This is a genomic window from Terrabacter sp. RAF57, assembly GCF_052113925.1.
Classification (GTDB): Bacteria; Actinomycetota; Actinomycetes; order Actinomycetales; family Dermatophilaceae; genus Terrabacter.
In genome coordinates this window covers 262,891-289,818 of the sequence record NZ_JBFRDT010000001.1, presented here as the reverse complement: position 1 = coordinate 289,818, position 26,928 = coordinate 262,891, and the positions used below count along the sequence as shown (strand labels likewise).

Annotated in this window: 24 protein-coding genes; 11 read left to right on the top strand and 13 right to left on the bottom strand. The window is 70.8% G+C overall.

What is annotated here, in order from left to right; translation table 11 throughout:
• The first annotated feature begins 1 nt into the window (after window position 1).
• The 3 genes from AB4Y83_RS01360 to AB4Y83_RS01350 are packed head-to-tail and all read left to right on the top strand — an operon-like array spanning window position 2 to window position 2,645.
• On the top strand, window positions 2-259 hold the full coding sequence (locus AB4Y83_RS01360) for a hypothetical protein (RefSeq protein ID WP_442295811.1): 258 nt from the start codon (window positions 2-4) through the stop codon (window positions 257-259).
• Window positions 256-2,229, top strand: a complete 1,974-nt coding sequence (locus AB4Y83_RS01355; RefSeq protein WP_442295810.1) for an AAA family ATPase — start codon at window positions 256-258, stop codon at window positions 2,227-2,229. The genes AB4Y83_RS01360 and AB4Y83_RS01355 overlap by 4 nt, the downstream gene beginning before the upstream one ends.
• Window positions 2,229-2,645, top strand: coding sequence for a hypothetical protein (locus AB4Y83_RS01350; protein ID WP_442295809.1), 417 nt, complete (start codon window positions 2,229-2,231; stop codon window positions 2,643-2,645). The genes AB4Y83_RS01355 and AB4Y83_RS01350 overlap by 1 nt, the downstream gene beginning before the upstream one ends.
• A 134-nt stretch (window positions 2,646-2,779) precedes the next feature.
• Here AB4Y83_RS01350 and AB4Y83_RS01345 read toward each other — a convergent pair whose 3' ends face one another.
• From AB4Y83_RS01345 to AB4Y83_RS01330, 4 genes are read right to left on the bottom strand one after another with little or no spacing between them, the layout of a single operon-like run.
• Window positions 2,780-3,748, bottom strand: coding sequence for a glycosyl hydrolase family 32 (locus AB4Y83_RS01345; RefSeq protein WP_442295808.1), 969 nt, complete (start codon window positions 3,746-3,748; stop codon window positions 2,780-2,782).
• Between the two features lie 3 nt (window positions 3,749-3,751).
• Window positions 3,752-4,696 (bottom strand): carbohydrate ABC transporter permease, encoded by a 945-nt coding sequence (locus AB4Y83_RS01340; protein ID WP_442295807.1) that lies wholly within the window; start codon window positions 4,694-4,696, stop codon window positions 3,752-3,754.
• Window positions 4,693-5,631: a carbohydrate ABC transporter permease gene (locus tag AB4Y83_RS01335; RefSeq protein WP_028785260.1), complete on the bottom strand. Its 939-nt coding sequence runs from the start codon at window positions 5,629-5,631 to the stop codon at window positions 4,693-4,695. The genes AB4Y83_RS01340 and AB4Y83_RS01335 overlap by 4 nt, the downstream gene beginning before the upstream one ends.
• Window positions 5,632-5,640: 9 nt before the next feature.
• The gene (locus AB4Y83_RS01330) at window positions 5,641-6,936 is read right to left on the bottom strand and encodes an ABC transporter substrate-binding protein (RefSeq protein WP_442295806.1); all 1,296 of its coding nucleotides are present in this window, start codon (window positions 6,934-6,936) and stop codon (window positions 5,641-5,643) included.
• 240 nt (window positions 6,937-7,176) lie between these two features.
• On the opposite strand from AB4Y83_RS01330, the gene AB4Y83_RS01325 reads away from it, so the two are divergent.
• Both AB4Y83_RS01325 and AB4Y83_RS01320 read left to right on the top strand, forming a co-directional pair.
• Window positions 7,177-8,220 (top strand): LacI family DNA-binding transcriptional regulator, encoded by a 1,044-nt coding sequence (locus AB4Y83_RS01325; protein WP_442295805.1) that lies wholly within the window; start codon window positions 7,177-7,179, stop codon window positions 8,218-8,220.
• 242 nt (window positions 8,221-8,462) lie between these two features.
• Window positions 8,463-10,025 (top strand): DUF222 domain-containing protein, encoded by a 1,563-nt coding sequence (locus AB4Y83_RS01320; protein WP_442295804.1) that lies wholly within the window; start codon window positions 8,463-8,465, stop codon window positions 10,023-10,025.
• Between the two features lie 64 nt (window positions 10,026-10,089).
• Here the strand turns inward: AB4Y83_RS01320 and AB4Y83_RS01315 are convergent, their stop codons facing one another.
• The 5 genes from AB4Y83_RS01315 to AB4Y83_RS01295 form a co-directional block, all read right to left on the bottom strand.
• Window positions 10,090-10,461, bottom strand: a complete 372-nt coding sequence (locus AB4Y83_RS01315; RefSeq protein WP_442276630.1) for a hypothetical protein — start codon at window positions 10,459-10,461, stop codon at window positions 10,090-10,092.
• Window positions 10,458-10,766 (bottom strand): PadR family transcriptional regulator, encoded by a 309-nt coding sequence (locus AB4Y83_RS01310; RefSeq protein ID WP_442276629.1) that lies wholly within the window; start codon window positions 10,764-10,766, stop codon window positions 10,458-10,460. Before AB4Y83_RS01310 ends, AB4Y83_RS01315 begins: the two co-directional genes overlap by 4 nt.
• Window positions 10,767-10,874: 108 nt before the next feature.
• The gene (locus AB4Y83_RS01305) at window positions 10,875-11,843 is read right to left on the bottom strand and encodes a cation diffusion facilitator family transporter (protein WP_442276628.1); all 969 of its coding nucleotides are present in this window, start codon (window positions 11,841-11,843) and stop codon (window positions 10,875-10,877) included.
• Between the two features lie 139 nt (window positions 11,844-11,982).
• Window positions 11,983-14,319, bottom strand: a complete 2,337-nt coding sequence (locus tag AB4Y83_RS01300) for a TIM-barrel domain-containing protein (protein WP_442295803.1) — start codon at window positions 14,317-14,319, stop codon at window positions 11,983-11,985.
• A gap of 63 nt (window positions 14,320-14,382) precedes the next feature.
• A complete protein-coding gene (locus tag AB4Y83_RS01295; RefSeq protein ID WP_442295802.1) occupies window positions 14,383-15,747 on the bottom strand; it encodes an NAD(P)/FAD-dependent oxidoreductase in 1,365 nt (454 codons plus the stop codon).
• A 97-nt stretch (window positions 15,748-15,844) separates the two neighbouring features.
• On the opposite strand from AB4Y83_RS01295, the gene AB4Y83_RS01290 reads away from it, so the two are divergent.
• Window positions 15,845-16,309: a cupin domain-containing protein gene (locus AB4Y83_RS01290; RefSeq protein WP_442295801.1), complete on the top strand. Its 465-nt coding sequence runs from the start codon at window positions 15,845-15,847 to the stop codon at window positions 16,307-16,309.
• Between the two features lie 33 nt (window positions 16,310-16,342).
• Entirely contained in the window at window positions 16,343-16,732 is a 390-nt protein-coding gene (locus tag AB4Y83_RS01285) for an SRPBCC family protein (RefSeq protein WP_442295800.1), read from the top strand.
• Between the two features lie 92 nt (window positions 16,733-16,824).
• Here the strand turns inward: AB4Y83_RS01285 and AB4Y83_RS01280 are convergent, their stop codons facing one another.
• The 3 genes from AB4Y83_RS01280 to AB4Y83_RS01270 form a co-directional block, all read right to left on the bottom strand.
• Window positions 16,825-18,648 carry a hypothetical protein gene (locus AB4Y83_RS01280; protein WP_442295799.1) on the bottom strand — a complete coding sequence of 608 codons (1,824 nt, stop codon included), beginning with the start codon at window positions 18,646-18,648 and terminating at the stop codon, window positions 16,825-16,827.
• A gap of 245 nt (window positions 18,649-18,893) precedes the next feature.
• Window positions 18,894-19,994 carry a hypothetical protein gene (locus AB4Y83_RS01275; RefSeq protein WP_442295798.1) on the bottom strand — a complete coding sequence of 367 codons (1,101 nt, stop codon included), beginning with the start codon at window positions 19,992-19,994 and terminating at the stop codon, window positions 18,894-18,896.
• Window position 19,995: 1 nt separating this feature from the next.
• On the bottom strand, window positions 19,996-20,313 hold the full coding sequence (locus tag AB4Y83_RS01270; protein WP_442295797.1) for a hypothetical protein: 318 nt from the start codon (window positions 20,311-20,313) through the stop codon (window positions 19,996-19,998).
• Between the two features lie 274 nt (window positions 20,314-20,587).
• On the opposite strand from AB4Y83_RS01270, the gene AB4Y83_RS01265 reads away from it, so the two are divergent.
• Window positions 20,588-21,400, top strand: coding sequence for a hypothetical protein (locus AB4Y83_RS01265; protein ID WP_442295796.1), 813 nt, complete (start codon window positions 20,588-20,590; stop codon window positions 21,398-21,400).
• 162 nt (window positions 21,401-21,562) lie between these two features.
• Entirely contained in the window at window positions 21,563-23,107 is a 1,545-nt protein-coding gene (locus AB4Y83_RS01260) for a S8 family serine peptidase (RefSeq protein WP_442295795.1), read from the top strand.
• A 155-nt stretch (window positions 23,108-23,262) separates the two neighbouring features.
• Here AB4Y83_RS01260 and AB4Y83_RS01255 read toward each other — a convergent pair whose 3' ends face one another.
• Window positions 23,263-24,588 (bottom strand): MFS transporter, encoded by a 1,326-nt coding sequence (locus AB4Y83_RS01255; protein ID WP_442295794.1) that lies wholly within the window; start codon window positions 24,586-24,588, stop codon window positions 23,263-23,265.
• Between the two features lie 144 nt (window positions 24,589-24,732).
• Here AB4Y83_RS01255 and AB4Y83_RS01250 point away from each other — a divergent pair, with 144 nt between their 5' ends.
• Complete coding sequence (locus AB4Y83_RS01250; protein ID WP_442295793.1) at window positions 24,733-25,731, top strand: pirin family protein; 999 nt, start codon at window positions 24,733-24,735, stop codon at window positions 25,729-25,731.
• A gap of 180 nt (window positions 25,732-25,911) precedes the next feature.
• The gene (locus AB4Y83_RS01245; protein WP_442295792.1) at window positions 25,912-26,928 is read left to right on the top strand and encodes a zinc-dependent alcohol dehydrogenase family protein; all 1,017 of its coding nucleotides are present in this window, start codon (window positions 25,912-25,914) and stop codon (window positions 26,926-26,928) included.

The window sequence follows — 26,928 nt, the reverse complement described above, 5'->3', positions numbered from 1 at the left end:
AATGGTGGATGAAACCGACGACACCGGCCACGGCCGTCAAGGTGCGCTATTGGCGCTCCGAGAGGTGGCTGATGCTGCGGATCGGAGGCAATTCGGGCTTGCCATCGACTCGTTCGAGCAGGGGGACTATGACGAGATCGTGAGCCTCGCGTGGCGGTATCAGTTCGACGACGATCGCTCGAAGTTCAGACGCGAGCTGAGGGAGCTGCAGAGCCACGTCAGCGAGCGGATCCTGGCCCGGCTGGAGCTGAACGAATGACTCTTCGCTTTGAGGGCGTCAGCCTGAAGAACTTTGGGCCATACCGCGAGATCGATGATCTCAGCTTGTCCACCGAGCCCGAGTCGCCGGTGGTTGTAATCCACGGCGAGAACACTCTGGGTAAGACCAGTCTGTTCCGTGCCTTGCGTTGGTGCCTCTACGGCGCGCCCGAGGCCGGCAAGACAGCGACTGACTCGGCTCGCGGCCTTTCTCAATACATGAACCGCCCGGCGCGTGCAGAGGGCGAGACCGACATGCAGGTCGGAATCAGCTTCAGCGCCAATGGAGCGCAGTACAGGTTGACTCGAACAGCTACCGTCGACGGCGAGGGTGCGCCGCGGGTGACCGCGGACCTGCGGATCGGCGCTGATGTCGTGCAGCCGGCCTCCATCGACGCCGAGATCGGGCGACTCCTGCACCCCCAGATCTCTGAGTTCTTCCTCTTCGACGGTGAGTTGCTTCGGGACTTCTACGACCGCCTGAATTCTGACCGCGAACGGGAGCTGTTGCGTAACAGCATCGAGAGCGTGCTGGGGATCCCGGCGCTTCAGCGGGCCTCCCGGGATATTGGGGTTATGCGAGGCGACGTCATGACTCGTCAGGCCAAAGCCATGAAGAACGAGCGTGAGGCTGAGAATGCCAAACGCCAGCTCCGGGAGTTGAGATCCCGCCAAGAGAGCCTTGAGAAGGACCGCTCCGATATCACGTCGTCGCTGCGTAAGGCGGAGCTCGATCTCGAGGACGTGCGGGAGCGGATCGCTGCCGTCGACGACCTCAAGGCCGATGCCCGCGAGATGGAAGGGCTTGAGGCCCAGATCAGGGGCGCGGAGGCCGAGGAGAAGGCACTACGCGAGGAGATGCGTGGCCTGTTGGCGCGGGGATGGCTCGCCCCCGCGAGCTCTAGGCTGACCGAGGCACTTCTTGGCGTCCAGACGAAGAACGACGCCGCTCAGCACAAGCAGTCCGAAATCCAGACCGCGCGTGACCGAGTTGACCTGCTCCAGAAGCAGATCAAGGGCGGCACCTGCCCGCGCTGCCACCAAGAGCTTCCGCCGCCGGACGCTGCGACCCAGCAAGATCTGGCCGATGCTGAGGAGGAGCTGCAGGGTCTCCGGGATGCCTCAGGCGACGGACCTGACCTTGGCCTCGAGCGACGCATCCAGGGTTTGATTGACACCCAGACCGTCAACGCATACCGCGATAAGCAGACGCAACTCAACAAAGTGGTCACCGCACAGTACGAACGCAGCCGGCGTCTCGGCACCGTCAAGGATCGTCTCAAGGACAACGACGCGGCCGCCATCCGGCAGCTGGGCAACGAGCAGGACCGACTTGAGCATGCAATCGAGTCATATGAGGCTCATCTCAGGAGGGTGACCGACGACGAGACGAAGGTCAGCGCCGAACAGAACAAACTCGCCGGAGTGTTGCGCAAGCTGGGCAGCGGACAGCCTGCACTCGCGTCCGAGACGTTCTTCTTCGAATACGTCTCCGACCTGGTGACCCGGACGATCGACCGCTACCAAGAGCGGACGCGGGCCGACGTGGAGACAACCGCCACGAGCATGTTCATGAAGCTCATCCGTGACCCCGAGAGTTACGAGGGTATTACCATTGGCCGGGACTACCGCGTCGACCTGGTCGGCAAGCGAGGCCCGTCGATGAAGACCAGCGAGGGTGGGCGTCAGCTCATAGCACTCTCTCTGATCGGCGCGCTCAAACGTGCCGCAGTTCGCGGCGGACCCGTCGTGCTCGACAGTCCGCTCGCACGTCTCGACCTCGAGCACCGGGAGAACGTCCTCAATTCTTGGGTGCCCGAGCTCGGCAGCCAGGCGATCCTGCTCGTACAGTCCGGCGAGCTGACCGAGAGTCAGGCGCGCACCATCATGGGCAACCGCATAGGCCAGGCCTACCGGATCCACCGGCCGAACAACGACCCGGAGGAAGCAACCATCGAGAGGACGCAGTGATGGCCACCGAAAAGGACGACAAGAAGCAAATCGGCCTCACGCCGGAAGCGAACGACGCGATTGCCGCTATCGCGGCCGAGCACTTCGGCGGCAACCAGCAAGACGCCTACCGGTTCGCCATCTCCTACTCGATTGGGGCGGGGCTGGACCTAAGCGATGCGCCTACAGGCGGCTACACCACGAAGTACCACGCCGAGGCCGTCGAGAGTGGCACGAGCCTTCGTGAGCTGTTCCTGATCCTCGGCATAGGAGACCCTGACCGGCCGTTTGCAACCGCCGAGAAGCTCGCCGAGCTTGGCGTGCGCGACATGGCCCGACGCCTCGACGGCAATGAGACGCTGGCTGATCTACTCATTAACGAAGTCGATGTGTCAGAAGCCGAGCCAAGTAACGCCGAACCAACTTCCGTTGTCTGATTCATTGCGACGGGACTGCTCTGAGCCGCGGATTCCGTATTAGCAGCGCAGGGGGCGAAGTCGTCGTGCCCGTCAAGTGCGCGCAGTGATTCCGGAGCGCCACAGCCCTTTCTGGCCCAACCCTTTGATGTCAGTCAGAGTGTTAGCCGGTCGCCGTCCAAGTGCACGGCATACGGGTCGGTGATCTCGCCGATGAACTGGCCTCCGGTTTCGTTGCGGAAGGCGAGGAACTTGGTCTCGCCCGTCTCGCGATCGTCGATGAACTTGCCGACGTAGAGGGTCGGGTCGTCGATCTCCTGAGCGCCGGTCAGGTCATACGGCCCCAGCACCGACTCGGCCGAGGCGATCCACACCCCACCCGTGATGCCTGCGGCCCGCGCCGCCTCGGGCATGTCCCCGACCGAGCAGTTGAAGAGCAGCACCTGCTTCCCGTCGACGACGTGCGTCTGGAAAACCTCGAGCTGCCCGAACCCGGCCCCAGGCTCAGACAACGGCTCCCGCAGCTCCCAGTTCTCGAGATCCCCAGACCACGCATGCCCGACCACGCCCCGGTCCACCCGATCCGAAGGATCGGAGGCAGGACCCACAGCAGACCGCGCCGTGATCAGCATGTGCCAGCCATCCCCGTCGGGGTCAGCCACCACCCACGGGTCGCGGAACGCCTCGTCGTGCCAGTTCCCCTCGGGCGGCGGCGCGTACTTCTCGTACCAGTGACCGTCCGCCTCGAGCACCGGCCCCGGAGCCTTGTCCCACGTGTAGAGGTCAGACGACACGGCATACCCGATGGACTGCACGTTCGCCCCGAACGAATTGAGCCGAGCCCCGGTGTAGAACATGAACCACCGCCCGTCCGGGTGCCGCACGACCGACCCGGTCCACGTCGCGAGCTCGTCGAAGGCCGGCGCATCTGACCGCACGAGCGCGTCGACGACCCGCTCCCACGTGACGAGATCCGACGACACCGCGTGCCCGATCGAGGCCCGGTAGTGCCGAGCGTGCGGGTCGCGCAGCGCCCGCGACGCGTAGAGGAAGAAGAGGTGGTACTGCTCGCCGTCGTCGACGAGCCAGAAGTCCCACACCCACGCCTCGGGGAGACGAAACACGATTCAGCCTTTCACGCCGGAGCTGGCGATGGAGTTGATGAACGATCGCTGGAAAGCCACGAACAGGACGAGCACCGGCGCGGTGATCATCGTGGCGTACGCCATGATCTGACCCCACGAGGTGTTGAGCTGCTTGAAGTAGTCGATGCCGACCATGACCGGCCGCAGCTCCTCGGTCTGCACCGCCATGAGCGGCCAGAGGTACTGGTTCCACATCGGCAGGAAGGTGAGGATCGCGACCGTAGCGATCGCCGGCCCCGACAGCGGCATGACGATGCTCCGGTAGATGCGGAACCACCCCGCGCCGTCGACCTTCGCCGCCTCGTCCAGCTCCTTCGGGATGCTGTCGAAGTACTGGTAGAAGAGGAAGATCGAGAAGGCGTTGGCGATGAACGGGATGATCTGCACCTGGTAGGTGTCGAGCCAGCCCTGCGAGATGCCGTCGGGCCCGAGGAAGGGCAGCTGGTTCGACCACCACAGCAGCGGCAGCGCGAGCGTCTCGAAGGGCACGATGAGCGTCGCGAGGATGATCCCGAGCACCGCTCCCGCGCCGCGGAAGCCGATGCGCGACAGGGCGAAAGCCGCCATCGAGTTGACGACGATCCCGAGCACCACGGTGACGACCGTGATGACGACCGAGTTCATCATGAACTGCGCGAAGGGCACTCGCCCGAAGACGCCGGTGTAGTTCGCCGTCGAGATGTCCCCGGTCGGCAGGAAGGCCTTGAAGCTGCCGAGGTCGTCGAAGATCTGCAGGTCGGGCTTGAAGCTCGACACGACCATGAAGACCAGCGGCAGACCGAAGACGAGGCACAGCACGATCCGCAGCAGGAGGCCGAGGGCGTGCCGGGCCGGGTGGGGCCGGTCGCCACCATGGTGCTGTTCGGGGACGGCGGTCTCGGCGACGTGGGCCAGGCCCTCGGGGCCGGTGGTGACGGTGGCGCTCATCGGACGACGTCCTTGTCTCGGGTGACGTAGCGGTTGAGCAGCGTGACGGCGAGCACGAGCACGAAGAAGGCGAGCGAGATCGCCGAGGCGTAGCCGGTCTGCTGCTGCTGGAAGCCGGTGCGCACCGCCATGAGCACGAGCGTCGACGTCGAGTCGAGCGGTCCGCCCTGGGTCATGATGTTGACCTGGGTGAAGAGCGCGAACGCCGAGATCGTGATCGTGATGAGGATGAACGTGCGGGTCGCGCGCAGCCCCGGCCACGTGACGTAGCGGAACTTCTGCCACGTGTCGGCCCCGTCGAGGTCGGCCGCCTCGTAGAGGTCGGCTGGGATGGTCTGCAGCCCGGAGAGCCAGATGACCATGTGGAAGCCCATCGCCTGCCACGCCGACATGAGGATGATCGCGAGCAGCGCCGTCTTCGGGTCGCCGAGCCAGTCCGGCCCCACGATCCCGAACTTGAGCAGCACCTCGTTGATGAGCCCGTTCTTCTGGTACATGAACAGCCACAGCATCGACACGACGACCATCGAGGTGACGACCGGCAGGAAGTAGACGGTCCGGAAGAAGTTGACCCCGCGCATCTTGACGTTGACGAGCAGCGCCAGCCCGAGCGCGCACGCCGACTGCAGCGGCACGATGACCACGGCGAAGACGATCGTGTTGCGCAGCGACTTCCAGAACGTCTCGTCCTGGAAGAGGCGGACGAAGTTGTCGGTGCCGATGAACTCGGCCGGCCGGGGCGAGATGAGCCGGGCGTTCGTGAACGCCAGCCCGAACGTCAGCCCGATCGGGATGAGCAGGAAGGTGATGAGCAGGACCGCGGCCGGCAGCAGCATGAGCAGTGCCGTCGTGGTCGATGAGCGAGAGCCCTTGGCCGGCTTGCGCTCCCGAAGCGTGGTCGCCGACGCGTTCTCGGCAGCAGTGATGGTGGACATGTCAGTCACTCACTGGAAGTAGCCGTTGGACTTCTGGTTGGCGTCGATGTTCTTGACCGCCTGGTCGAGCGCCTGCTTGGGGTCGGCGCCGTTGAGGATGTCCTGCGCGGTCTTCGTGAACTCCGTCGCGATGAAGGGGTAGCCGGGCGTCACGGGACGCAGCACGGCGAACTTCTTCGCGTAGTCGAGGAAGACCTCGTTCTCCCCGCCCTTCTCGTAGCCCTTGACCTGCGCGGCGGCCGCGTCCGTCGCCGGGATGTTGTTCGTGTCCCTGGCCACGCTCGCGACGTACTTGTCCTGCGCCGCGAACTTCATGTAGTCGAGCGCGCCGGCCTGGTCGGAGCAGTTCTGCGAGATGCCCCACTGCCACGAGCCGCCACCGATCTTCGGGCCGGTGCCGAGGTCCGGCGGCGGGAGGAAGAGGGTGTCCTTGCCGAAGGCCTTGCGGGTGTCGACGGCCGTCCACGTGCCGTTGTAGAGGATCGCGGACTTGCCGTTGATGAAGTCCTTGGCCGGGTCGGCACCCGACTTGAGCGGGACGAGCCCGTCGGTGACGAGGCTCCGGAACCACGTCGCCCACTCGACGGCCTTGGGCCCGTTGAGCGACCCCTCCGCGGTCTTGTAGCCGTCGCGGTTGATGAGGTCACCGCCGAAGCTCTGGAGCATCGGGGAGTACGCGTAGGGCCACCACTCGCCGGTGAAGCTCGTCGCGATGTCGAGCGGGTTCTGGAAGTCGCCGGACGCCTTGATCTTCTTCAGCGCCGCGTTGAACTCGTCCTTCGTCCACGGGGAGTCGGTGGTCGGGACGCGGATGCCGTACTTGTCGAGGATCGTCTTGCGCGTCACCATGACGAGCGCGACGTCGTAGTAGCCGTAGGAGTACGTCTTGTTGTCCCACTTGCCGAGCACCGTCGGCAGGTACTTCGAGAGCGTGGCGTCGAGCCCGTCGAGCGGCGCGAGGTAGCCGGCCCACGCCCAGTTCGGCACGTTGGGGCCGTCGATGTCGAGGATGCACGGGAGCTTCTTGCTGGCCGCCGCCGCGACGACGGACTGGTTGTAGCTGTCCTGCGGGAAGGCCTGGATCTTGACCTTGTACTTGCTCTGGCTCTTGTTGTAGTCGTTGACGATCGCCGTGATTGCCGCGAGCTCGGCCTTGTTGCCGGCGTTGTGCGTCCACATCGTCAGCTCGCCCCCGGCGCCGCCGGAGCTGGAGCTGCCGCCCTTGGTGCAGGCGGCCATGGAGAGGGGCAGCGCCGCGGCGAGCAGGCCGACGGCGACGCGCTTGGTGGTGGGGGTGAGCTTCATCGGGTCCTCCGTGGTGGGAAGGTCAGCGTCAGTGCTAAAACCTTTCAGCCCCGAAGGTAGCGGCTCTGTCCAACCTTCCACAAGAGGTTGCTAAAACCTTTTCACCAGCAGGTATGCCGTGTCGGCGTCCTTACCGTGGGGTACGCTGTCCGCGGGTGCCCTGGGAGGGAGCACCCGGCATACGCGATCTGGCGGACGATGTGACCATGTGCCGATGCGACGAACCGACGGGGGTGGCAGGTGACCAAGCGACCGACGCTTGCCGACGTCGCCGCCCTGGCCGGGATGTCCAAGACGGCGGTCAGCCTCGTGCTCAACGACCGCCCCGGCTCACGCCTGTCCGCCGACGCGGTGGCCCGCATCCACGAGGCGGCACGCGAGCTGAACTACCGGCCCAACCCCGCCGCCCGATCCCTGCGCCTCGGCACGACCGGCACCATCGGCTTCATCTCCGACGAGGTGACGATCACCCGCTTCGCCTCCGCGATGATCCGAGGCCTGCTCGACGTCGCCGACGAGCGTGACCACGGCGTCCTCATCGCCGAGACCGGCAACCACCCCAAGCAGCTCGCCAAGGCCCTCGAGTTCATGGTCGACCGCCAGGTCGACGGCATCGTGTTCGGGTCGATGGCCGCCCGCCTCCTCGACCTGCCACCGCTGCCCGAGTCGATGCGCGTCGTCACCGCCAACAGCGCGAGCAACGGCGGCGACGGCACCTACGCGTCCGTGCTGCCCGCCGAGCACGAGGCCGGCCGGGCCATGATGCGCCTGCTCCTCGAGCAGGGCCACGGCGAGGGCATCGGCATCATCGGCAGCGCCCCGAGCGCCCCTGCCGACAAGCGCTCCTCGGTGACGATCGGCGCCCGCTTCGCGGGCGTCGACGAGGCCCTGACCGAGGCCGGCGCGACGCCGGTCGCCGTCGTCGACGTCGGCTCCTGGGAGCCGTGGAACGGCTACGCCGGGACCAAGCAGGTGCTCGAGTCGGGCGCCCCGGTCACCGCACTGCTCTGCCTCAACGACCGCGTGGCGTTCGGCGCCTACCAGGCGCTGGGCGAGCGCGGGCTCCGCGTGCCCGACGACGTGTCGATCGCCTCCTTCGACGACGACGAGATCGCGTCGTACCTGCGGCCCGCGCTGACGACCGCGAAGCTGCCCTACGAGGAGATGGGCCGCAAGGCGATGGAGCTCGTCCTCGGCCCCGACGAGCCGGGTGGGGAGCACCTCGTCGAGATGCCCGTCCAGGTACGCGACTCGATCCGCCCGCTCGACCGCTCGTCATCCTGAGCGCACGCAAACCGGGCGCGGGTCGCCTCGTGGCTCGGCGCGCGCTGGGCAGAGACTGGATGGTGACGGGCCGTGGGCAGGACGGCGACTGGGTGAGGACTGTGGTTGGGCCGGCGCATCAGGGGCGGCTTGGAGCGCCCCTGAGGCGCCGTTTCCGGGCCGGCCCCGGGCTGGCTCCGCGCTGGCTCCGGGCTGGCTCCGCGGGACAGGGCACTGTCAGTGGTCGCGTCTAGAGTCTTTACATGGCAGGGGAACCCACGATGCTCGAGCTCCTGAGGAGCCGGCTCACCGACCTCGAGGCGCGACAGCGCGCCACGGGCGGCGCAGCCGAGGGCGGGTTCTGGGAGCGCTTCGCGGGGAGTATGCCGTCTCCCCCGTCCGAGTCCGACCCGCGGTCTGCGCGGGCCGGGCGTCGAGCGCGACGCCTGGCACCCGCTGCTCGTCCTGAGCGCCGAGCGTCGGGCCCGTGGTCGGGCCTGGCGGCTGTCGACGCGGACTCGCTCGAGCAGCTCGACCTGCGACACCCGACGTGGCTCGATGCCGCCGGCTACGAGCAGATGGTCGACGACCCGGCGTGGGTCGAGTCCACCTCCGCTCGCGCCGAAGCCTCGGCGAGCATCGACGAGGCCATCGTCGCCGAGGCCAGCGCCGGGCTGGGCCTGACCCGCCACGCCGAGCCCGAGCTGACCGCCGCGGCCGAGCGGGTCGCCCGCCAGCGGCGCACCCACGAGGTCACCCTCGTCACCATCGTCTCCGAGCTCGTGTCACGCGGCATCGACGCGCCCGATGGCCTGTCGCGCACCGACTGGCTCCGCAGCCACGACCCGTCACTGACCGCCGGTCAGGCCAAGGCGTTCGTCACCGTCGGCACCGCGCTGGCCGAAGCCCGGTGGGCGAGGTTGCGGCTGCTCGTGGCCACCCAGCAGGTCACCGTCGGCAACGCCGCGCAGATCGTTGAGTTCGACACGCGCACGACCCCGGTGGCCGACCCTGACGACCTCACGACGGCGCTGGCCGACCTCACTGAGCAGGCGCCGCGGCTCCGACCCGAGGAGCTCGCCCGTCTGGTCCGGCACCACTCCGAGCAGGTCCGGCCGCCCCGCGACGAGGACCGGCTCGACCGCGGCCGCCGCGAGGCCCGCGGCCTGTGGTTCACCCCGCCCAACGCCACCGGCATGGTGGGCTTGCGCGGCATGCTCGACCCCGAGGGTGCCGCCGTCCTCAAGGCCGCGATCGACCCGCTGTCGATCCCCTGCCCCGAGAAGGACGAGCACGGCCGTACGGTCACGCCCGACGACCGCACTCCCGCGCGACGCCGGATGGACGCCCTGCTGACCATGGTGCAGCGCGGGGTCGCGTCGGCCGACGGTGTCCCGACCACCGACAAGGCCAAGGTCGTCGTGCTCATCGACCTCGAGACCCTCGTCGATGACGTCCGCGGCACCGGCACGACGCTCACCGGCGACGTCCTGTCGCCCGGGGTCGTACGCCGGATGGCCTGCGACGCCGAGATCATCCCCATGGTGCTCGGCCGCGAGGGCGAGCCGCTCGACGTGGGGCGCAGCCAGCGCCTCTTCACCCGCGGCCAGCGCCTCGCGCTCGTCGCCCGCGACCAGGGCTGCAGCTTCGACGGGTGCACGGTGCCCGCCACCTGGTGCGACGCCCACCACGTCGTGCACTGGCGACACGGAGGCTGCACCTCGGTCGACAACGGGGTCCTGCTCTGCCCGAAGCACCACACCGTGGTCCACGACCGCGACCTCACGGCGACGGTCACCGCCACCGGCGTCACCTGGCACACCTGACGACCGCGCCCCGCACCCCGCCCACCCCGGCGGGGTGCGGGAGCCTGCTCCCGCGACCTGCCCCTCAGCCGCCGATGACGCCTGCGGTTCCGGTGTTCACGTACTCCTTGCCGCACCGGGCGCAGGCGCGGTAGAGCTTGCCGTCAGACGTGTGGGTCGTCCTCCACACGTGGTGCGTGTTGGTGCGGCACCCCAGCACACGGTGGGGCGCCGGCTCGGGCTGCGGGCCGCCGTCGGTCAGGGCCGCGTGCATCGACGATGCCGAGGCGGCGACCCCGACTGCGTAGCGCCACGCGGCGACGCGTCCGAGCTCGTGCATCTCGGCGACCAGCTCGTCGTGGTAGCGGTTGCGCTCCTCGGAGGGCAGGCCATTGGTCGCCCGCTCCATGGCCGCCACGGCGAACCGGATCGATCCCCGCTGCTGCTTCCTTCTCATGACAACCCCTCCTTGGGCATCACGGCAAAACCGGACTGCGGTCGACGCGCAGATGTCAGGGCGTGCTGCGCCTGCCTGCCGCCGGACTCCGTCAGGCGGTAGTACCTGCGCGCCGGCCGTCCCTCCCTGCTGGGGTCGATGTCCTCCCAGGAGGACTCCAGCCAACCCACGCGCTCGAGGCGCGCCAGGATCGGGTGGACCGTCCCGCTCGGCAGACCCGCGACCTTGCCAATCTGCGAGCCGTACCACTCCGCCCCGAAGTCGCTCATCAGGACGCCGAGGACCAACCGAGTGGCGATGGTCATGCGCGGAGCCATAGTCGTACTCTACCTAGGGGTTGATGAGTCGACAAGGCCTCTCCGGCGGCCATCACGACATCGGTCGGCCCAACCGCGTCGGCTCCGCGGTCGAGGTCAGGAGACCGTGGGGCGCTCGAGGCTCGGTGCGTCGGTCCGCGACAGCGTGATCATCGCGAGCTCGACGAGCTCGTGCTTCTCGACCTCGTGACCGAGCGCCGCGAGCCGGTCAGCCACCTGGGACTCGGTGTCGTCACCCGTCAGGTCGACGGCCGCGACGAGGAAAACACGCCCCGGGCCGACGAACTCGAGGTGCAGGAAGGTGATCCGCTCGACCTCCGGACTGTCGTGCAGGGCATCGAACGCACGCGCCCACAGCTCCGGGCGCACGGCCTGCCCGACGAGGTAGTCACGGTTGCGGCTGATGAGGAAGATCGCGACGACGCCGAGCAGCAGGCCGACGAGGATCGAGCCGAGCGCGTCCCAGACGGCGTTGCCCGTGACCTGGTGCAGGAAGATCCCGAGTCCCGCGATGAGCAGGCCGATGAGCGCCGCGGCGTCCTCGGCGAAGACTGCCCGCAGCGTCGGGTTCGACGTGTTGGCGATGAACTTCAGCGGCCGCAGGCCGAGGGCTCGCGCCTCGGACCGCGTCTGCCGCGTCGCCTGCACGAACGAGACGCTCTCGAGCACGAAGGCGATGGCGAGCACGGCGTACGCCCAGGTGTACGACGTCTCCGGCTCCTCGTGCCCGAGCACCGAGATGCCGTGCCAGACCGACACGACCGCACCGGCGCCGAAGAGCCCGAAGGCCGCGAACATCGACCACACGTACGCCTCGCGCCCGTAGCCGAAGGGGTGCGTCGTGTCGCGCTTCTGCCCGGCGCGACGCTCCGCGATGAGCAGGAAGATCTCGTTGCCCGCGTCGGCCCACGAGTGGGCGGCCTCGGCGACCATCGAGGCCGACCCGGTGATGATCGCGACGACCGACTTCGCCACGGCGATCAGGGCGTTCATCGCCAGCGCGATGATGACGGTGAGCAGACTCTCGCTCTTCTGGCCCTGCTCGCGGTCCGCCGTGTCAGCCATGCTCGTCAGTCTTCCGTTCGGGGGTCACCCGCTCAAGGGGCGCTCAGATGGGCGCTCGAGCGGACTGCCCCGACGGCATACCCGATGGGGGCGTATGCCGTTCGCTGCATTCGCAGCCAACGGCACCGCCCCACTCGGCTCAGCTGTGGCGCACGACGTCGAAGCGGGTGCGCGCGTGACCGGCATACCCCGGTCCGGCGGTCTCGTGCGCGACGGTCACCTCGCCCGCGGCCCGCTCCACGACGACGGTCGTCGTGAGGCGCTCGGCGTCACCAGCACTTTCACCGCCCGGGACGGTGAGCCCGTCGTCCTCGACGAGCACCGACTCCCAGCGGCCGTCGACGACCGGGTCGAAGACGTGCAGCTCGACCGACTCGGGGCGGTAGCCGTCGGTCGACATCGGCGCCTCGGCCCACATCGGGATCGCCGCGCCGGCCCTGGCGAAGAGCGGGATGCGCTCGAACGGCGTCTCGACGGTGATCCGCTGGCCGCCGGGGTGCAGCTCTCCGGTGTGCCAGTCGTACCAGTCACCCTCCGGGAGGTACACGGTGCGCGAGGTCTGCCCCTGCTCGGTCACGGGCGCGACGAGCAGGTCGCGGCCGAAGAGGTACTCGTCGTCGAGGTCGACGACGTTCGGGTCGTACTGGTGGTCGAGGACGAGCGGTCGCTGCACCGGCTCACCGGTCTCCGTCGCGCGGACGAACGCCGAGTAGATGTAGGGCAGGAGCCGGTAGCGCAGCCGCACGGCCTCGCGGGCGAGGTCGTGGATCTCGGGGCCGAACGACCACGGGTACTGGTCGATGTTGTTCGTCTCGGAGTGGTTGCGGCAGAAGGGAGTCAGCACGCCCATCTGCATCCAGCGCAGGAAGAGCTCCGGGTTCGTGTCACCCTGGAAACCGCCGATGTCGGCGCCGACGAAGGGCTGGCCCGACAGGCCGAAGCCGCACGCCATCGGCATGCTGACCCACAGGTGGTCCCAACGGGCCTGGTTGTCGCCCATCCAGTTCGCGGCGTAGCGCTGGATGCCGGCGAACCCGGCGCGCGACAGGATGAAGGTCCGCGCCTCCGGTCGGGCGGCACGCAGTCCCTCGATGGTGCCCATGGCCATGAGGAGGGCGTACTGGTTGTGGAAGCGCTCGTGCTTGGCGCGCCCCTGGTCGAAGAGCATCGCTTGCGGGGCGATCCCGCCGGTCGCGGGCTCGTTCATGTCGTTCCAGATGCCCGCCAGCCCCGACTCGACGTGCGTGGCGTTGAGCGCGCCCCACCACGACCGCGCCTCAGGCGTCGCGAAGTCCGGGAAAACGGTGTTGCCCGGCCAGACCTGGCCGATGTAGGTGTCGCCGCCCTCGGTGCGGCAGAAGACGTCCTGCTCGAGCCCGTCGTCGTAGACCGCGTAGCCGGGGTCGTGCTTGACCCCCGGGTCGACGATCGAGATGACCCGAAAGCCCTGGTTGGCCAGGCCCTTGAGCATGCCGGCGGGGTCGGGATAGCGCTCCGAGTCCCACGTGAAGACGCGGTAGCCGTCCATGTAGTCGATGTCGAGCCAGATGGCGTCGCAAGGGAACTCGTCGTCGCGGTAGCGCTTGGCGATGACCTCGACGTCCTTCTGCTTGTAGGCGTGCCAGCGGCAGTGGTGGTAGCCGAGCGCCCAGATCGGAGGCAGCGACGCACGGCCGGTGAGCCACGTGTAGCGCTCGAGGATGTTCGCCATCGAGGGTCCGGCGAAGACGTACTCGGTCCACTGGCCGCCGTGGAAGGTGACGCGGTACTCGTCGTCGTGGCTGAACTCGTACTCGCCGCGGTAGCCGTTGTCGACGAACGAGCCCGCCGCGGCACCGGACGCCGCGTCGCGCTGGTAGAAGAACGGGATCGTCACGTAGTAGGGGTCGAACTCGATGCTCGACATGTCCGCGCGAGGGTCGGCCGGGTCGAGCCCCGCCCGGAACTCGGCCGTCGCGTGCTCGTTGAGGACGTCGGTGTTCCACATCGTGAAGTCGCGGCCGCGCCGGTTGTGGTGGCCACCCTTCTCCCCGAGGCCGTAGATCGCGTCGTCGCGACCGATCCGGCGGCGCGCCGTCCACGCGTCGTTGAGCGTCGCGTAGGTCCAGTAGTGGCCCTCCGAATCCGGCGTCGACTCGATGACGACCGACCCGTCGGCGCGGTGCACGTCGACGCGGAAGGGGTCGAGCCAGAGCGTCACGACGAGGTCGTCGGTGACGAGCCGCCACGCACCCTCCGCCTGCTCGGCCCGCCACGCGACGTCACCACCACCATCGGGCACGGCCAGCGGGTCGACGCACACGGCATACGTCGGCTTCTCGTCGAAGACGCCGCCTCGGCTCAGCTGGATGCGCACCACGTCGGAGCGCGCCGCGTCGATGCGCAGCTGCTCCCCGTGCAGCCGGGCGAGCAGCCCGCGGGGCGTCTCCTCGACGGAGTCGACGCGCTCGAATCGGATGAAGTGGTCGGTCCTCATGCGTCCACCCTGTCAAAGAAGAGGTGACCGCGCGCCGCGCGCCCGGACTCAGCCGACCTGCACTCAACTGACCCGGGCCGGCCCGATGCGCGGGTGTCGGATCGCCGCGCCGGTCGCGACGGGCGAGCGGCGGGACTCGCGCAGCACCCTCAGGACGAGCGCCGGGTGGACGAGCGACGTCGGCGGGTCGTCGAGCTGGAGCACCCGGTTGAAGGCCCGCGCGACGGGCACCGACACGTGCGAGGCGCGGATGACGCGCTGGAGGTAGCCGTTGACCTCGGCGGTGCCGAGCGGCCGCGGCCCTTCAGTCGCGGGGTGGCCGAAGTCGCCGCCGACCGCGATCCGCCACGGGGACTCGATGATGCGAGCAGCCTTGCGGTGGAAGCGCTTCGGCAGATCGTCCGAACGGAGGCCCACCTGCGAAGCGACCTCGCCCAGCGCCGCTGCCTGGAGCGCTGATGACGTCATGCCCTGCCCGTAGATCGGGTCGAAGCTGCTCGACGCGTCGCCGAGCATGACGAGCCCGGGGAGCAGGTCGCGGACCTTCTCGTAGTGCCGTCGCTGGCTCGACGGGAAGCGGTAGGTCGACGCCTCCGAGAGTCGCTCGCACCGGGCGATGAGCTGGCCGACCGCCGGGGTCGGGAGGCTCGCCGCGAACGCCGCGATGCCGTCGTCGTCCGCCGGCGGAGCGTCACCGTGGACGCCGGCGAGCGTCACCTGCCACCGGTCCCCCTCGACGGGCAGCACGGCTCCGGCGCGGAACGAACCCGGGTTCTCGATGCACACCACGAAATGGCCCTCGAAGTCGTCCGGCGACCGGCGCATCGTGAAGGACGCGTAGCCGATGTCGATCCCGACGCGGGTCACGGGTGGATCGAGCACGTGCGACGCCGCGAGGTCGTGCGCGAGGCGCGAGCTGCGCCCGGAGCAGTCGACGACGAGGTCAGCCGGCCGTTCCTGCCCGTCCACGACGACACCCGTGACGCGACGCCCGGACCGGACGACGCCCTCGACGGTCACGCCGTCCTCGACGGTGACCCCGGGTAGCGCCGCCACCCGGGCGCGCACGACGTACTCGAGCAGGGGGCGGGTCTGCGAGATGGCGGGTCGGCCCCAGTCGCCGCGGGCACGATAGGCGCCACCCTGGTGCACCCACGCGCCGGTGCCGTCGACGCGTACGGCCCCGTGGCCCTCGAGCTCGTCCTCGATGCCGGGGAACCAGTCGCGGAGCAGGTCGAGGCCCGCCGACAGGAGGAGGTGCAGGTGCCGGCCCTGCGGCACGCGGCCGCGCGGGCCGACGGCCTGGGGCAGGTGCTCGCGCTCGAGCACGACGACCGACTCGGCGTGGTCGGCGAGCGCCCGCGCCGCGAGCAGTCCAGCCATGCTGCCGCCCACGACGACGACCCGACCCGAGCGTCCGGCGCCCATGCGTCACCTCACCTCGCCGACGGACCCAACCAAGGACTGAACCAAGGACTGAACCAAGGACACGACAAGGCTAGAGCCGTGGGGGTTTGATGGGGGCATGACCGAGCACAACGACCTGCCGACCGCCGCCGCCGAGCCGTGCAGCCACGTCGCAGGTGACGCCCTCAGCCCGGCCGACCCGACGCCGGGGATGAGCCGACAGGTCGCCCTGCACACGGAGTCGATGTGGTCGGGCACCGTCGACACGGTGGCCGGCGCGGTCTCCGGGTGGCACCACCACGGCGACCACGACACGACCCTCTACGTCGTGTCGGGTCGGATGCGGCTCGAGTCCGGTCCGGGCGGCGAGGTCGTCGTCGAGGCCGGTCCCGGCGACTTCCTCCGCGTGCCGGCCGGCGCCGTGCACCGCGAGTCCAACCCGGGCGACGGCACGTCACGGGCCGTGATCGTGCGCTGCGGTTCGGGCACGCCGACGGTCAACGTCGACGGACCGGCGCCGGCGCCGGCGCCGGCGTCCGCTCCAGCGCCCGCCACAGCCCCGACAGCGGCTGACGGCACCTGAGCGACCATGCCTGACCGACGAGAGAGCTGAGCGATGCGCGCGACGATCACGGCCAGCGGCGGGGCCGACCCCGCCGTCGCCTGGGCCCGCTACGAGCACCTCGACCTCTGGTCGACGTGGTCGCCGCAGATCCAGGAGGTCATCGCCGCGACACCGCGCATCTCCCCCGGGCTCAACGGTCTCGTCGTCGGCCCGCTCGGGGTCCGCGTCCCGTTCGAGGTGCTGACCGTCGACGCCGAGGCGATGGAGTGGAGCTGGCACGTGCGCCTCGGCCCCGTGCACGCCACCCTCGACCACGTCGTGCGGCCTGCGCCGGGTGGCTGCACGACGGAGCTCGTCATCGACGGGCCGGCCTTCGCCGTCGTCGGCTACCGGCCCATCGCGGCCCTCGCCCTGCGGCGTCTCGTCCGCCGCGACCTCTAGCCCGCGCGACCTCCAGCCCGCGCGACCTCCAGCCCGCGCGACCTCCAGCCCGCGACATCTCTGGCCCGCGCGACCTCCGGCCCGCGTGATTCCTAGCCGGCAGGAGGCACGGCGCCGCCGGCCTGCGCCCGGGCCGCCTCGCGGAGCCGCGCGGACTGCGCGTCCGCCGCGCGGCACGCGTCGACGATCTCGCGCAGCGCCCCGTCGACGTCGACGGCGTGCTCGAGCGCGGTGACCTCGCGCTCCGGACCGTGGATGCGTATGCCGTGTGGCACTGCCGAGCCGATGACGAGGGGCAGCGGGTCGGCCTCCGGATGGCGCAGCGACACGTCCCCCCGGTCGAGCCGCCCGACATAGACCGGCTCGACGCCGCGGCCGTTGCGGGTGGGGCGCACGACGACGACGTTCACGTCGTCGGTCGCCGGCGCGATGCTGTCGACCTGCTTGGCGGCGGCGAGGACGACGGCGGCCAGCCCGGCGGCATACACCCCGTTGCGCTCCCAGGCCGTGCGTGCCCGCCACGACGTGCGGCCCGACGGGGCGATCTCGCGGCCCTCCTCGGCGACGATGCCGGTGGTCGCGAAGCGCACGAGGACGGTGACGTAGGCGCGTTYCGTCACGGGGTCGGTCCCGGCGTCGAGGCAGGTGACGTCGCTGCCCGACAAGCGCAGCGCCTCGTCGACGACGGCCACGACCGCCGCCGGGTCGTGGGACTCGAGGAGCTGCCACGCGCCCGACGCGAGCGCCTCCCGTCGGTCGGCGAGGACCCGGCGCGCGACGTTGCTCGCGCTGACGAAGGCTGCCGCCCGCGCCGTGGCGAGCGCCTTGAGCTCCGTGCTCTCCGAGCGCGAGAGTCCCTTGGCCGTCGCCCCGGTCGCGGCGAGAACCTGCTGCCGGACGGCTGCCACCTCAGACGCGGTCAGGGGCGCGAGTGGCGTCACGACCGGCGGTCGGATCGCGCTGAACGGCTGACGGTGGAAGGAGCACAGGTCGCGGTCGACCGCGAGCGCCTCCTCGCGGTCGGACTCGCGACGGGCCGTGAGGGCCCGGCCCGCGAGCTCGCGGACGGAGAGCACCGCCGGGCGTCCGCCGACACGTCGACCCGCAGACGTGTCCGTCGGCAGATCGCTCGCCTCGTGCCGGCTGCGCCTGAGCATACGCAGCCGGCCCTGGCGCCCTCCGCGTCCCCCGCGATCGGGGCTGCCGGGAGCCGCGCGCCCCGACGACGCTCCCTGGGTCGGGGTGAGCCCGGGCGTGGCCGCCTCGATGGCGGGTTTCATGACCTCGGCGAGCGCCGCGGCCACCGGACCACCGACCCGGAACTGCACGCGCAGCCCAGAGGGGTGCGCGACGAGCCGCAGGATCGGGGAGAGCCGGATGCCCGGCGTCACCTCGGCCTCCGTGGCTTCCTCGGCGTCCCCGGCCTCCTCGGCCCTGACCGTCTCGGCATCGGCGACGGCCGGCTCCGTCTGCACGAGAAGGCGCCCGGGTGCGGTGGGTGCGGAGCCGTTGAGGACCGACCCGCCTACGGGGGACGAGCCCGCACCGCCACTCGAGCCGCCGCTCGAGCCGGCACCCCAGCCGCGCGGTTCGTAGTACTCGCGACCCGCCTTGGTCGCTCCGGATGCACCCGTCGAGCTGCCGTATGCCGACGCCGCACTCGGGCGACCCCGCTCGGGAAAGAGCGCGGCGAGCGACACCGTCGACTGTGCGGCGACGGTCGCGAGGGGGAAGGACACCCCGCTCCGGCGGCCGCCCCCGGCACGCCGGGACCCGGCCCGCGGCTGCCGCGCGGTCACCGACCAGAAGGTCCAGTCGGCCGGCGGCTCGGGCCACTCGGGATCGGGCAGCCACTCGTCAGGCGGCAGCCACGCCGCCGGCGGCGTCGGCCACCCCGGCGGCGGGTTGAAGCACACGGTCACAGCACGGCCCCCCTCGGCCACCCCTCGTGGCCCTCCCCGCCAGGCACCATCGCGCATCGACGGGCCCGCGGTGGAGGGATGGTCCAGAAGTCCGGGCGCCCGCTGTCGCAGCGTAGCGCCGGAGCCCCCGCCGTAGTCGGCTCGCGCAGCCCCGTCTCCCGCCCCAGTCCACCAGCTTCAACCCGTCGAGAGGCCAGAGTTCGCGGGTCCTCACCCGTCGAGAGGCCAGAGTTCGCGGGTCAGGCGTGACCGGTCTCCAGCAGACCGTCGAGTGCCTCGTCGCCGAGCGCGTCGACGCACACCCGCACGATCTCCATGACGTCGGCGTCGGGGGCCACGGCCACGAGGTCGTGCGCCGGCCCGTCGAACTGCATCGGTCGCTCCGCCGACCCGAGCAGCAGCGGAAGCGGGTCCGCGAGCGCCGGGCGCAGGGTGACCGCCTCCCGGCTCAGGCTGCCGACGTAGATCGGCTCGAGCCCCTCGCCGGTCTCGGTCGGTCGCACGATGACGAGGTGGATGTCGTCAGCCGCGACGGCGATGCTGATCGCCCGCCGCGCAGCGGCCAGGGCGAACGAGGCCAGCCCGCCGAGGTAGAGCGCGTTGCGCTCGGAGCGGGTGCGGCGGCGCAGCATCCGACGTCCGCTCGACGAGACGCCGGGGCCGCGCTCGGCGACGATGTCGAGCGAGGGGTAGCGGGCCACGATCGTGACGTAGCCGCGCGAGGTCTCGGCGTCCCACCCGGCGTCGACGCACGTGCAGCCGCACGTCGCCGCGGCGAAGGCGGCGTCGAGCTCGGCGATGACGGCGCAGCGCTCGTGCCCGGCGAGGTCGTTCCACTGGTCGTCGAGGGCGGCGGCGCGGTGCTGGGCGACGACGGCGTGCGCGACGTCGAGGGTGCGGCTGAAGCCGTCCGCCTCGGTCTCGGCGATCGCCTTGGCCTTGGAGYGGGCGGCGCGCTTGAAGACCGACACCTGGGGCAGCGCAGCGTTGAAGGCCTTGCGCTCGAGCAGGCTTCGCTCCTTGGCCGACAGCGCCGTCGTCTCGGGCGGTTCGGGTCGGCGACGCGGCGGGTGGTTCTCGTGGTGCAGGCCCACGAGCGCCTCCTCGATCGAGCGCAGCGCGTTGAGGTCGCCGGACTCCTGGGCCTGCCGCGACCGCACCTCGAGCTCGGCGAGACTCAGCGTCTCGTCGGAGCCGCGATCGGACACGGACGAGACGTCGGTGCGGGCGCCGACGCCGGTGCCGACGCGCGCGCCGGCCGTGTCGTCGAGCAGGGCGCGGAGTCCGGACGTCGAGGAACTGAGCCGCACCTCCGGTGCGACCCTGAGCAGCAGGTCCACCTCAGATGTCCAGCCGGCCTGCAGAGGTCAGCAGGCCGTCGAGCTCCCACGAGCTCTCGGCCACGGCGCGCGTCGCGACCGGCTCGACCGTCCGGCCGGGCGAGGTCGCCACCTCGAGGGCGTCGGACGAGGCGCGGGCGCGCAGCCCGGCGAGCCAGCTCCCGCGGTCGGTGCCGTAAGCGCCGGAGGTGGCGGCGGTCGTGCGGGGCGGCGAGCCGAAGCGCGGCGTGCCGGCCTCGCCCATGGTGCCGGCGGCCCGCTGCTCGACGACCCAGAAGGTCCAGCCGCGCGGCGGCATCGGCCAGCTGGGGTCCGGCATCCAGTCGTCACCCGGAGCCCACGACGACGACGGAACCGGCCATCCCGGAGGAGCATTGAAGCGCACTGACATGTCTACCCCTTTGACCAGAGCTCGACGGGGTCGACCCTGACCTCGACCCCACAAAAAGCACGGTACGACCCAAAGAGGATCAAAATCTCCGAAATGGACAAAAAGGCCCGCGCGTCCACCCGACCGCTCTCAGGGACCGCTCGGGGACGGCTCGGGGTCGACCCCGATGGGCAGCGTCACCACCGACCGCCACGCTGGAGGCATGACGACGAGCACGCTCTCCCCGGCCCGCGCCGCCGGCTCCCCGAGAGCCCACACCGCACCGGCCGCGTATGCCGTCACGCCACCGAGGACGCACCGCACCCCTCCCCCGTCCGCCACCTCCACGACGGCCTCCGCCATCCCCACCCCCGTTCCAGTCCCCGCCCCTGCCCCACTCCCCGCCACCCCCGTGACCGCGCCGGCCCGCGAGGGGGTGACGACGCGTACGACCACGCTCCCAGGCACGCGGGAGGCGACGGACCGCGTGCCGCTCCTGGCGCTGCTCGCACCGCTCCTGCTCTTCACCCACGGCATCGTCGGCTGGGTCGACGGGCTCGACTCCCTCGACGGGCTCCGCGGTCTCGGTGGGCTCGGCGGGGTCGCCGCCGCCCGCGACCAGGGCGCGCTGTCGGTGGCCGCGGGCATGCTCCTCGTCCTGTCGGTGGCGAGCTTCGCGTGGCTGACCGTGGGCCTGGGCGCCCGCCTGCGCCACCTCCCGCTCGCGGTGCCGACGGCGCTCCTCGCGGCGTTCGGGGCCGGTGCGACGGCCGCCGTCTGGGTCGGTCAGGTCACGGGTCTCATCGGCCACGAGGCGCCGGCCGCGCTCTCCTCGGGCGGCGGCGTCCTGACGGCCGTGGCCCTCGCGATGGTGCTCGTGGCCCTCACCGTCGAGGGGCGCCTGCCCGTCGGCTCGCTCGCCCTGGCGGCCGGCTCGGTCGGGATCATGCTGCTGCCCTGGGGCTTGGGCCCGCTCGCCTCGCTCGTGCTCCTCATCGCCCTCGCCCCGCTCACCCGGCCGGTCGAGGCGGACTGAGAGCCTGACCCCCGGCCGGCCCGCCGCGCCCGTGCGTCAGCCTGAGTGCCAGGCCTCCGTGACGCATCTCGACGAGCGGACTGACCGGTAGCCCCCAAGGATGTGGGGACGCGCCCGATCCAGGGCGCCGCCTTTTGTTCCTCACACCACAGGAGCTCACACATGCGTCATCCCAGCCTGACCAGACGCGGCATCGTCGCCGTCGCGTCGCTCGCCCTCGCCTCCACCGTCGCGATCGGTGGCGTCGCCGTCGCCTCGACCGACGCGACCACCGCCGAGCCGGTCTCGACGCCGGTCACCATCAACACCCCCGACGGCCAGCTCATGAGCTACGTCGTCAACGCGCGCATCGCCAACCCCGGCCAGACGCGTCTCGTCGAGACCGCGGTCAGGGCCGCGGGCGGCGTCGTCGTCCAGTCGTGGCCGCAGATCGGCGTCGTCATCGCGCACTCCAAGGTCTCGACCTTCCGCGCCGACGTCGTCGCGAAGGGCGGCAACGCCGTCGACTCCGTCGGCGCGACCCGCACCGTCGCCGTCTCCGAGGGCACGCCCGAGGTCGCGGGGGCGTCCTGGGGCCGCGGCGCGTCCGGCTACAAGCAGGGCGCGAAGAAGGCCGACAACGGCGACCTCGAGTCCGACGCGTCGCCGGCCGCCGCCAGCGACCCGCGCGAGGCCGAGCAGTGGGACCTCAAGATGATCAAGGCCGACCAGGCCCACGCCATCACCGACGGCTCCCGCAACGTGCTCGTCGGCGTCCTTGACAGCGGCATCGACCCCGACCACCCCGACCTCGCCGCCAACATCGACGTCGCCGACTCGGTCAACTGCACCGATGCCGGCCGGCCCGACCTCTCGGCCACCGGCTGGTACCCGACGACGAGCGACCACGGCACCCACGTGGCCGGCACGATCGCCGCGGCCCGCAACGGCGTCGGGATCGTCGGCGTCGCCCCGAACGTGCGGATGGCTGCGGTCAAGGTCGTCAACGACGCCGGGTTCATCTACCCGGAGTACGCCGTGTGCGGCTTCATCTGGGCCGGGCTCAAGCACATGGACGTGACGAACAACAGCTACTACGTCGACCCGTTCGAGTTCTACTGCGAGGACCAGCCCGACCAGTTCGCCGCCAAGGAGGCCGTCCGTCGCGCGGTGACGTGGTCGACGAAGCAGGGTGTCGTCCACGCGGCCGCGGCCGGCAACTCGGCACACGACCTGTCGGACAAGTCCTCGTTCAAGGACACGACGAGCCCTGACGACCAGCCGGCCTCCGGCTTCGTCACGCGCACCCTCAACAGCGGGTGCGAGGACATCCCGACCGAGCTCGACGGCGTCGTGACGGTCAGCTCGATGCAGCGTTTCCCGGCGGGGACGATGGAGAGCCGTCTCTCCTCGTTCAGCAACCGCGGCCTCGGCACGATCGACGTCGCCGCTCCCGGTTCGTCGATCCTCTCCACGGTCGTCGCCAACAACGGCTACGGCACGAAGAGCGGAACGTCGATGGCGTCCCCGCACGTCGCCGGTGTGCTCGCGCTCATGAAGTCGGTCCACCCGACGTGGACGCCGGCGCAGATGATCGACAAGCTGCGCGAGCAGGCCGACGACAAGGCGTGCGGCGCCGCGACCGGTGGCCCGGTCTGCGTCGGCCCGGTCGAGGACAACAGTTTCTTCGGGGAGGGCGTCGTCGACGCCCTCGACGCCGTCAGCTGACCGACCCCGCACCCGCGGATCACACTCGAGTGGCCCCGTCGTCCCGTGACGACGGGTCCACTCGAGTGAGCGCACAGTCCCACTCGAGTGAGCGCGCGGTCCCAGTGGCCCCGTGACGGCTGGCGCGGGGCGCTCACTCGAGTGTTACGGAGCGCTCACTCGACGGGGTGATGGCGGAGGGAGCGGACGGTGCGGGTGAGGAGGACCAGCGCCACGAGCTGGCTGACGGCAACAACGGCGACCAGCGACGGGAGCGAGCGGTCGTAGAGCCAGCCGGCCACGAGCCCGCCGACGATCGCGAACGCCCCCTGCACCCCCGCGAAGACGCCGTATGCCGTCGCGCGCCGCGGTGCCTCCACGACCTCCGCGACGAGCGCCTTCACCGTCGAGTCCTGCACGCCGTAGGCCAGGCCCCAGACGGCGACCCCGACGAGGGAGAGCGCGACCGAGCCCGACAGCGCGAGCGGGGGGACGAGCGCGACGAGCACCGGCACGGCATACAGCACGGCGCCGCCGCGGCGGTCGTAGACGAGACCCACCCCGAGGGCCGCGAGCGCCTCGACTCCCATCGCGCCGGCATAGACGACCGGGACCGTGGCGACGGGGACGAGGCCCTCCACGGTGAGGTGGTAGCCGATGATCCCGAAGGTGACGAGGCCACCGGTCATGAGGCCGGCGGCGAGCGCGTAGCCGAAGAACTCGCGCGGCAGACCCGACCCGACGGCATCGGCGACCCACCCCCGCAGCCCACCACGAACCGCGCCACCACCCGGGACCGACTGCGTTGCAAGGCTGTTCGGCGCGATCGTGGTCTCGACGTCGTAGACCGAAGGGTCGGGCACGCGGGAGCGGATGACGGCGAGGAGCAGCATCGCCGCCGTGCCGGGGATCGCGAGGACGGCCATGCTCGGCCAGATCGCGCCGGTGGCCGCGATGACGCCGGCGACGACGAGCGGTCCGGCGAAGGCCCCCACCTGGTCGAGCGCCTTGTGCACGCCGAAGCCGCGGCCACGTCCGACCGCCGACGCGACGTGCGCGAGCAGCGCCGACTTCGACGGGCTGCGCACGGCCTTGCCGGAGCGCTCGAGGAGGATGAGGACGGCCGCGAGCGCGAGGCCCGCCCCGCCGACGAAGGGCGTCACGGCGAGCAACGGCACGCAGACGGCGGTGAGGCCGTAACCGAGGATCGTCAGCCCCCAGTAGCGCCCGGTCCGGTCGGCGAGCGGCCCGAAGACGAGGCGCAGCACGAGCGCCATCGCCTCGCCCGCACCGGTGACGAGCCCGACGACGAGCCCCGTGGCGCCGAGCGAGGCGAGGAGCGGGCCGTACATCGAGCGCGCGCCCTCGTAGACCATGTCCGCGGCCAGGCTGACGAAGCCGAACCACCAGACGACCCGCCACGCCGACCAGCGGCCCCGGCCGGGTCCGGGATCGGCCGCGGCGGGAACACCGCCGGGAGTGGTGGCAGCCGGGTCGGTCATGCGGGGCAACCTAGCAACCAGACCTGCAACCCGACCTGCAACCCGACCTGCAACCCGACCTGCGACGAGACGTGCAACGGGACCAGCGACGACGGCTGCGACGGGACCCGCGACCAGAGCGCCCTCCGGGCCTAGCCTGAACGGGTGAGCAACCCGGACCGCCACCCCGCCGAGGTCGTCTGCGGCGACGACCCGACCCCCTCGACCGCCATCGTCCTGCCCTACCGCGAGGTGCCGCTCGGCGGCCCGCGAGCGATGCCGGTCCGTCGCAGCCTCCCGCAGCGCGAGCGCTCGCTCATCGGAGCGTGGTGCTTCGTCGACCACTACGGCCCCGACGACGTCTCGCAGACCGGCGGCATGGTCGTGCCCGGCCATCCGCACACCGGCCTGCAGACGGTGTCGTGGCTCTTCACCGGCGAGGTCGAGCACCGCGACACCACGGGCGCGCACGCCTTCGTCCGACCCGGCGAGCTCAACATCATGACCGCAGGCTCGGGCATCGCGCACTCGGAGTACTCCACCCCCGAGACGACGGTGCTCCACGGCGCACAGCTGTGGGTCGCGCTCCCGGAGGCCGACCGCAGCACGCAGCCGGGCTTCGAGCACTACGCGCCGCCGGTCACGGAGGTCGACGGCGCCCGGGTCCTCGTCTTCCTCGGCACCCTCTTCGGCCAGACCTCACCGGTCACGATGTTCTCCGACCTCGTCGGCGCCGAGGTGACGCTCGCCGCCGGGGCCTCCCTCGACATCGACGTGGACCCGGAGCACGAGCACGGACTGCTCTGCGACACAGGCGTGCTCACGGTCGGCGACGTCACCGCCAAGCCGGGCGAGATCGCCTTCATGGCCACCGGCACCAGCCGCATCACCGTCGAGGCCGGCCCGGACGGGCCCGCGCGCCTCCTCGTCCTCGGCGGCGCACCCTTCGGCGAGCAGATCGTCATGTGGTGGAACTTCATCGGCCGCAGCCACGACGAGGTCGTCGGCTTCCGCGAGGACTGGCAGCGCGAGCGGTCGCCGCGCGAGGAGGGGTCGTATGCCGCCGCGGCACCCGGCGCGCGCTACGGCACCTTCCCCGACGCCTGGGACCACACCCTCCCCGCCCCCGGCCTGCCCAACCTGCGCCTGCGCTCCCGCGGCTGAGCGCGAGGGAACGTCAGCTTTGACGTCAAAGCTTCGACGTCCACGCTTTGACGTCCACGCTTGACGTCCACGCTTTGACGTCCACGCTTTGACGTCCACGCTTTGACGTCCACGCTTTGACGTCCAGGGTTCGACGTCCGGGGTTTGGGATCGGGCCATCGGCAGGACAAGGATGGGCCCATGCGCGCGACGACGATCCATGCCCCCGGTGACATCCGCCTGACCGACGTCCCCGACCCGACGATCGAGGCGCCGACCGACGCCATCGTCCGGGTCGTGGCCGGCTGCATCTGCGGCTCGGACCTCTGGCCCTACCGGGGCGCCAACCCGATCACGGCCGGCTCCACGATCGGTCACGAGGCCGTCGGCGTCGTCGAGGAGATCGGCGCCGACGTCCGGCAGATCAGGAAGGGCGACTTCGTCGTCATCCCCTTCGTCCACTGCGACAACACGTGCCCGCACTGCCTCGCCGGCATGACCTCGGTGTGCGACCACCAGGGCTGGACCGAGAGCGGCCAGGCCGAGCTCGTCCGCGTCAACCAGGCGGACGGCAGCCTCGTCGCGGCCGACGGGATGCCCGACGACGCGATGCTCCCCTCGCTGCTCACGCTCTCCGACGTCATGGCCACCGGCTGGCACGCCGCCGTGTCCTCGCGCGTGCAGCCCGGCGGCACCGCCGTCGTCATCGGTGACGGGGCCGTCGGCCTGTGCGGCGTCATCGCCGCCAAGGAGCTCGGCGCCGAGCGCATCGTCGCGATGTCGCGCCACGAGCCGCGCCAGGCGCTGGCCCGCGAGTTCGGCGCCACCCACGTCATCGCCGAGCGCGACGACGCCGGTGTCGAGGCCGTCATGGAGCTGACCGGCGGCATCGGCGCCGACTCGGTGCTCGAGTGCGTCGGCACCGACCAGTCGATGAAGACCACCTTCCGCATCGGCCGCCCCGGCTCGACCGTCGGCTTCGTCGGCGCCCCGCACGGCGTCGAGCTGCCCGTCCGGCAGATGTTCGTCCGCAACGTCGGCCTCGCCGGTGGCATGGCTCCCGTGCGCACCTACCTGCCCGACCTGCTGGAGCGCGTCCTCGACGGCCGCATCGACCCGGGCCGGGTCTTCGACCTGACGCTTCCCCTCGACGAGGTCGCCGAGGGCTACCGCGCCATGGACGAGCGGCGTGCGATCAAGGTCCTGCTGCGCCCCTGA

What these genes read in the sequence shown, in the direction of transcription:
- AB4Y83_RS01360 (WP_442295811.1), top strand. Translation starts at nt 2, where the DNA reads ATGGTGGATGAAACCGACGACACCGGCCACGGCCGTCAAGGTGCGCTA.
- AB4Y83_RS01355 (WP_442295810.1), top strand. Translation starts at nt 256, where the DNA reads ATGACTCTTCGCTTTGAGGGCGTCAGCCTGAAGAACTTTGGGCCATAC.
- AB4Y83_RS01350 (WP_442295809.1), top strand. Translation starts at nt 2,229, where the DNA reads ATGGCCACCGAAAAGGACGACAAGAAGCAAATCGGCCTCACGCCGGAA.
- AB4Y83_RS01340 (WP_442295807.1), bottom strand. Translation starts at nt 4,696, where the DNA reads ATGAGCGCCACCGTCACCACCGGCCCCGAGGGCCTGGCCCACGTCGCC.
- AB4Y83_RS01335 (WP_028785260.1), bottom strand. Translation starts at nt 5,631, where the DNA reads ATGTCCACCATCACTGCTGCCGAGAACGCGTCGGCGACCACGCTTCGG.
- AB4Y83_RS01330 (WP_442295806.1), bottom strand. Translation starts at nt 6,936, where the DNA reads ATGAAGCTCACCCCCACCACCAAGCGCGTCGCCGTCGGCCTGCTCGCC.
- AB4Y83_RS01320 (WP_442295804.1), top strand. Translation starts at nt 8,463, where the DNA reads ATGGCAGGGGAACCCACGATGCTCGAGCTCCTGAGGAGCCGGCTCACC.
- AB4Y83_RS01315 (WP_442276630.1), bottom strand. Translation starts at nt 10,461, where the DNA reads ATGAGAAGGAAGCAGCAGCGGGGATCGATCCGGTTCGCCGTGGCGGCC.
- AB4Y83_RS01310 (WP_442276629.1), bottom strand. Translation starts at nt 10,766, where the DNA reads ATGACCATCGCCACTCGGTTGGTCCTCGGCGTCCTGATGAGCGACTTC.
- AB4Y83_RS01305 (WP_442276628.1), bottom strand. Translation starts at nt 11,843, where the DNA reads ATGGCTGACACGGCGGACCGCGAGCAGGGCCAGAAGAGCGAGAGTCTG.
- AB4Y83_RS01300 (WP_442295803.1), bottom strand. Translation starts at nt 14,319, where the DNA reads ATGAGGACCGACCACTTCATCCGATTCGAGCGCGTCGACTCCGTCGAG.
- AB4Y83_RS01295 (WP_442295802.1), bottom strand. Translation starts at nt 15,747, where the DNA reads ATGGGCGCCGGACGCTCGGGTCGGGTCGTCGTCGTGGGCGGCAGCATG.
- AB4Y83_RS01290 (WP_442295801.1), top strand. Translation starts at nt 15,845, where the DNA reads ATGACCGAGCACAACGACCTGCCGACCGCCGCCGCCGAGCCGTGCAGC.
- AB4Y83_RS01285 (WP_442295800.1), top strand. Translation starts at nt 16,343, where the DNA reads ATGCGCGCGACGATCACGGCCAGCGGCGGGGCCGACCCCGCCGTCGCC.
- AB4Y83_RS01270 (WP_442295797.1), bottom strand. Translation starts at nt 20,313, where the DNA reads ATGCCGGACCCCAGCTGGCCGATGCCGCCGCGCGGCTGGACCTTCTGG.
- AB4Y83_RS01265 (WP_442295796.1), top strand. Translation starts at nt 20,588, where the DNA reads ATGACGACGAGCACGCTCTCCCCGGCCCGCGCCGCCGGCTCCCCGAGA.
- AB4Y83_RS01260 (WP_442295795.1), top strand. Translation starts at nt 21,563, where the DNA reads ATGCGTCATCCCAGCCTGACCAGACGCGGCATCGTCGCCGTCGCGTCG.
- AB4Y83_RS01255 (WP_442295794.1), bottom strand. Translation starts at nt 24,588, where the DNA reads ATGACCGACCCGGCTGCCACCACTCCCGGCGGTGTTCCCGCCGCGGCC.
- AB4Y83_RS01245 (WP_442295792.1), top strand. Translation starts at nt 25,912, where the DNA reads ATGCGCGCGACGACGATCCATGCCCCCGGTGACATCCGCCTGACCGAC.